The organism is Lacinutrix sp. (assembly GCF_023299985.1).
Lineage (GTDB): Bacteria > Bacteroidota > Bacteroidia > Flavobacteriales > Flavobacteriaceae > Lacinutrix.
Genome location: NZ_JALZVX010000130.1, coordinates 1 through 5,209 on the forward strand (window position 1 = coordinate 1; position 5,209 = coordinate 5,209).

A 5,209-nucleotide genomic window follows, 5' to 3' on the forward strand; every position below is an offset into this window, starting at 1 on the left:
TTCGAAACCTAAAAATTTTAAAATGCTTAAATTTACTGAAGGATGAAAACGCAAACCTCCTTTATATGGTCCTATTGCAGAATTAAATTCTACTCTAAACGCTCTGTTTACTTGTGTGTCTCCTTTGTCGTCTATCCAAGCTACTCTAAATATTATAGTACGCTCTGGTTCTACCATACGCTCTAATAACATTTTTCCTTGATATTTTGGATTTTCTTCAATAAAAGGGATTACAGTTTCAGCAACCTCATGTACGGCTTGTAAAAATTCAGGCTCATGCCCATTTTTTTCTTTAACTAATTCTAAAAATTCTTGAATTTTGTTTTCCATTAAACTGGTTAATTATGTTTTTAATAAAATATTTCCTCAATTGTTACTACAAATATACATTATCTTTAAAAAAGATGTTTATTTTTTTTCTATTTCGCAACCATTTATTTTAATATTTAGTTTAAGCATAAAATTATTGCGATGCATTTTGTCTATAAAATTTGTTTGTTTATCGGGTTTTTATATATTTGTTAATTAAACGATTCTAATTATCAGACATAAATATGCTTAATTCAAAACATTTAGCCAAGCTAATTATCGTACTACTAACAGCTCAAATTTCTTTTGCGCAGTTAGGGTTTTCTCATGAAATAGGTGTTATAGCTGGTCCTGTTGCCTTTAAATCTGACTTTGGTTTAAGAAGTGAATTCGAAACCAATGCAGGAAATACAGGATTTGGTATTGGAATAGTACACTATATAAACTTTGCTTATCAAGCAGATTGTAATTGTTATACTACAGATAATTATTTTAATGACCATTTTAAGTTAAGAACAGAAATATCTTATAATAAAACAAAACTTGAACATTTTGGAGAGTTTGTAGATCCGTCTAGAACAGGTGTTGGTGCGCAACAATTAAGAGGACATAAAGGTGAAGCTAATAATTTTGATATTGGAATGCAAATTGAATATTTTCCTTTAAGTATTCGTTCTTTCCAAGCTTTCTCATATAAACTAGCTCCTTTTGTAAGTTTTGGTGCTCACTATGTGTCTTTTAATCCTGAAGTTAGTTCTACATTTACTCCTCCACCTGGTACTAATACTTTTTATTCACCATGGTTTGTAACTCCAGACTCTGAACCTATAGATGTAAGTGGCGGAAATACTTGGTCTGTAGTTACTAGTATTGGTGCACGCTATAAATTAACAACGTCTTCAGATTTAATGATAGATCTTAGAGGTCAATATTATTTTAATGATTTAGTAGATGGTTTAGATCACGAATTAGTGTACAATAAAAATGATGATTGGTTAGTATGGTTAAATTTCGGATACATTTATTACTTAGACTAATCTAAAACAAATCATAACAAAAAAGCTCAAGTTTATTGCTTGAGCTTTTTTGTTATTATAAAAACAAGTACTATCCCAAAGCTTGTTTTAAATCGTTAATTAAATCTTCTTCATCCTCAATACCAACACTTAAGCGTATTAAAGAATCTACAACACCTGTTTTTTCTCGTTCAGCTTTTGGTATGCTTGCATGTGTCATGCTTGCAGGATGCCCTGCTAAAGATTCTACACCACCAAGAGATTCTGCTAGTGTAAAAATCCTTAATTTCTCTAGTAATTTTATGGATTCAGAATAGTCATTTCCTTTTGTACTAAACGAAATCATGCCTCCAAAGTCTTTCATCTGTGTTTTTGCTATAGTATGGTTTGGATGGTTTTTAAAACCTGGCCAATACACATTTTCTACTTTTGGATGCGAAGCTAAATAGGTTGCAACAGCTTTAGCGTTTTCGCAGTGACGTTGCATTCTAACGTGTAGTGTTTTAATTCCGCGAAGCGCTAAAAAAGAATCTTGAGGACCACAAATTGCACCACTCGCATTTTGAATAAAGTATAACTTTTTTGCTAAATCTTTATCCTTAACAATTAGAGCTCCCATAACCAAATCGCTATGTCCACCAATATATTTAGTAGCAGAATGCATAACTATATCTGCACCTAAATCTAGAGGTTGCTGTAAATATGGCGTTGCAAACGTATTATCGACTGCCAAAAGCACATTATGCTTTTTTGCAATTGCAGCAGTTGCTTTAATGTCTATAATATTAAGCATTGGGTTTGTAGGTGTTTCTACCCAAATAAGCTTGGTATTATGGTTTACAAAGTTTTCAATATTTGCAGCATTTTCCATACCTACAAAATGAAATTTTATACCAAAACCTTCAAAAATAGAGGTAAATAACCGATAGGTGCCACCATATAGATCGTTAGTAGAAATCACCTCATCTCCTGGTTTTAAAAGTTTTATAACAGCATCTATAGCTGCTAAACCAGAACCAAAAGCCAAACCAAATTCACCATTTTCTATACTTGCAAAAGCATTCTCTAAGGCTTGACGTGTTGGGTTGTGCGTTCTTGAATACTCGAAACCTTTATGTCCACCAGGAGTTGTTTGTACGTAAGTAGTAGTTTGATATATTGGTGGTATTACAGCACCATATGCTAAATCGGGATGCTGTTTACCATGAATGGTTTTTGTATTAAATTTCATAAAAATAACTTTCAGTTTTTTTGATTACAACAAAAATAGCCTTTAATTCGTTGTATCAAAATTGTATAAAAATCTTTAATCAATGTTTAACAATTCATCTTTCAGATTAATAAAAATTTTTAGTTTCATTATTATTATGGCTTTCATTTTTTCTTGTGAAGATGAAACTACCATCAATTTCTCTGAAACTTCCATTATAGATGAAGATGAAACTACTGTAGAAATAAATATTCCAAAAGCTGAAGGTAAAACTGAAGCTGCAAAAAAAATTAACGCCACACTTTCTCTTTTTGTAAATAGCGCACTAAATATTGGAGTGGATTCTAATACTAAAACTAACGCAGAAGAAAGTATTGAAGGTTTTAAAAAAGCGTATAAAGATTTTAAAACACAAATAGGAAAGACGTTATATACCAATTTACCGCCTTGGGAAGTCTTAATTGATGGCGAGGTTATTTACAAAAGCAAAACTTTAACTTCTATAGCTATGAACTCTAGTATTAATACTGGTGGAGCTCAAAGTGTTTTAACCTTTAAATTCTATAATTTTGATTCTAAAACAGGAAAAGAATTAAAAACTAAAGACTTATTAAACGATGTTTCTGCTTTTACAGATTTAGCTAAAAAATATTATGATAAAGAGTTGCTTTCTGCAAAAAACGAACGTATTAAAGCCTTCGAAACAGATATCTTTGCATTACCTGAAAATTTAGGCTTTAGCGAAAATGGAGTTATTGTCTTTTACGAAACCTTTAATTCTGCTACTAATAATGTAATAGAATTTACAATTTCTTATACCGTTGCAAACGACTATTTAAACTTTTAAAGCGCGTAGTAAAGCTAAAATATAGCCATTATGTATGCCTTCATGTATAAGCGCAAATTGTATAGCTTGACTTACATTTGTTAACGTATTACCTGTGGTAGATAAAGTATATTCGTTAAATGTAGTAAATGTTTTAGAGCCAAAATCTGCTTGTGTTTGCGCGATAGTACTAAATGCTAATGCTTTTAATTCATCTACTTCTGCTTGCGTTGCTTTACCATCTGGTTGCGTTCCTTTTTTATATTTTTCAATTAGTGTTTCACTTACATTAGGTTTTAAACCAGAGAGCTTATAAACTAGAATTTGCTCTGTTACAATACTATGGCCAATATTCCAGATAATATTATTATTAAACCCGTTTGGTATAGCGTTTAATTGCTCTAAAGACAATTCTTCTAAATATGCTTTAAAAAAGCCTCTTGTTTTTACAAAAACATCGAAAGTGAAATCCATAATTTAAATTTTTTAACAAATGTAAAAACTTTAAGCTAGTTCATTAGTAGAATCTGTTTTAAATGAATTTAATTTGCAGAGTTAAATCTAGATTTCCGTTTTCACGGAAACGAATTAAAAGTAATTTGATGAGCGATAAAGTATATTACCTAAAATCTTGCAGTACGTGTATTCGTATTTTAAAGGAACTTGATTTACCTTCAAGCGTAGTGCTTCAAAATATTAAAATCGAAGCTATTACTGAAGCTCAAATTGATGAAATGCAAAATCTTTCTGGAAGCTACGAAGCGCTATTCAGTAAAAGAGCGACACTTTATAAGCAACGTGATTTAAAAAACAAGGATTTAACAGAGACTGACTACAAAAATCTAATTTTAGAGCACTATACTTTTTTAAGTAGACCTGTTTTTATTTTAAATAACAAAATTTATATTGGCAACTCTAAAGCTAATGTTGAAGCAGTTAAAAATGCATTATAATGAAAACTAAATATTGGGCATTTATAGCCGCATTTCTTGTGCAATTACTGTATGGTTTAAACTTTACTTTTGCTAAAGATGTTCTCGCTGGCGCGTTTTTAAAACCTTCTGGTTTTATTGTTATTAGAGTTGCTGGAGCAACTGCCTTATTTTGGTTGTTTAGTTTTATGGGTCCAAAAGAAAAAATAGACAGAAAAGATTACCTTACTTTTTTCTATGCTGCTATTTTTGGAGTTGCACTTAATATGCTATTGTTCTTTAAAGGCTTGTCTTTTACTTCTCCTATTCATGCTTCTGTAATTATGATTACTGCTCCTATAATCGTATTAATACTATCTGCTATTTATTTAAAAGAGCGCGTAACAGGTTTAAAGATATTTGGAGTTGTTTTAGGCTTTTTAGGCGCAGTTGTACTTAGTGTTTATGGACGTTCAAATTTAAGTGGTGACAATATACTTTTAGGTAATGCACTTGTGTTTATTAATGCAGTTTCGTACAGTATCTACATTATTATTGTAAAAAAACTAACCGAAAAATACCATCCGTTTACCTTTATTAAATGGCTCTTTTTGTTTGGATTAATTTTAGTTATTCCTTTTGGCTATAATGATTTATTGCAAATAGATATAAATACTTTTACACCTTATATCTATTTCTCTGTTATTTTTGTGGTGGTTGGTGCAACGTTTGGTACTTATTTACTAAATCCATTAGCACTCAAACACTTAAAAGCATCTACTGTAAGTGCTTTTATATATGTACAACCTGTAATCGCTGGAATATTTGCAATAATTATGGGTAGTGATAGTTTAACTTCTGTTAAATTAATAGCTTCCGCTTTAATATTTGCTGGTGTGTATTTGGTAACTAAAAAGCCTAAAGCAAAATTAAAGGC

The 5,209-nt window shown here is 30.7% G+C and carries 7 protein-coding genes; 4 read left to right on the forward strand and 3 right to left on the reverse strand.

The genetic code is table 11. The features are described from left to right. The coding region (locus Q0C58_RS06960) for a Glu/Leu/Phe/Val dehydrogenase dimerization domain-containing protein (protein WP_290699210.1) at positions 1–330 on the reverse strand (330 nt) is incomplete at its 3' end. A 224-nt stretch (positions 331–554) separates the two neighbouring features. Between Q0C58_RS06960 and Q0C58_RS06965 the strand changes: the two genes are divergently transcribed. Beyond that, positions 555–1,346 (forward strand): glutamate dehydrogenase, encoded by a 792-nt coding sequence (locus tag Q0C58_RS06965; RefSeq protein WP_290699212.1) that lies wholly within the window; start codon positions 555–557, stop codon positions 1,344–1,346. 70 nt (positions 1,347–1,416) lie between these two features. Here Q0C58_RS06965 and Q0C58_RS06970 read toward each other — a convergent pair whose 3' ends face one another. Next, positions 1,417–2,556: a cystathionine gamma-synthase gene (locus Q0C58_RS06970; RefSeq protein WP_290699214.1), complete on the reverse strand. Its 1,140-nt coding sequence runs from the start codon at positions 2,554–2,556 to the stop codon at positions 1,417–1,419. Between the two features lie 136 nt (positions 2,557–2,692). Here Q0C58_RS06970 and Q0C58_RS06975 point away from each other — a divergent pair, with 136 nt between their 5' ends. Continuing rightward, positions 2,693–3,382, forward strand: a complete 690-nt coding sequence (locus tag Q0C58_RS06975; RefSeq protein ID WP_290699215.1) for a DUF4163 domain-containing protein — start codon at positions 2,693–2,695, stop codon at positions 3,380–3,382. Here Q0C58_RS06975 and Q0C58_RS06980 read toward each other — a convergent pair. Continuing rightward, complete coding sequence (locus Q0C58_RS06980) at positions 3,371–3,835, reverse strand: DinB family protein (protein ID WP_290699217.1); 465 nt, start codon at positions 3,833–3,835, stop codon at positions 3,371–3,373. The genes Q0C58_RS06975 and Q0C58_RS06980 overlap by 12 nt on opposite strands. Positions 3,836–3,963: 128 nt before the next feature. Here Q0C58_RS06980 and Q0C58_RS06985 point away from each other — a divergent pair, with 128 nt between their 5' ends. Together Q0C58_RS06985 and Q0C58_RS06990 are read left to right on the forward strand one after the other, a co-directional pair. Beyond that, the gene (locus Q0C58_RS06985) at positions 3,964–4,314 is read left to right on the forward strand and encodes an ArsC/Spx/MgsR family protein (protein ID WP_290699219.1); all 351 of its coding nucleotides are present in this window, start codon (positions 3,964–3,966) and stop codon (positions 4,312–4,314) included. Next, positions 4,314–5,209: DMT family transporter (locus tag Q0C58_RS06990; protein WP_290699221.1), on the forward strand; the 896-nt coding region annotated here is incomplete at its 3' end. The genes Q0C58_RS06985 and Q0C58_RS06990, both read left to right, overlap by 1 nt.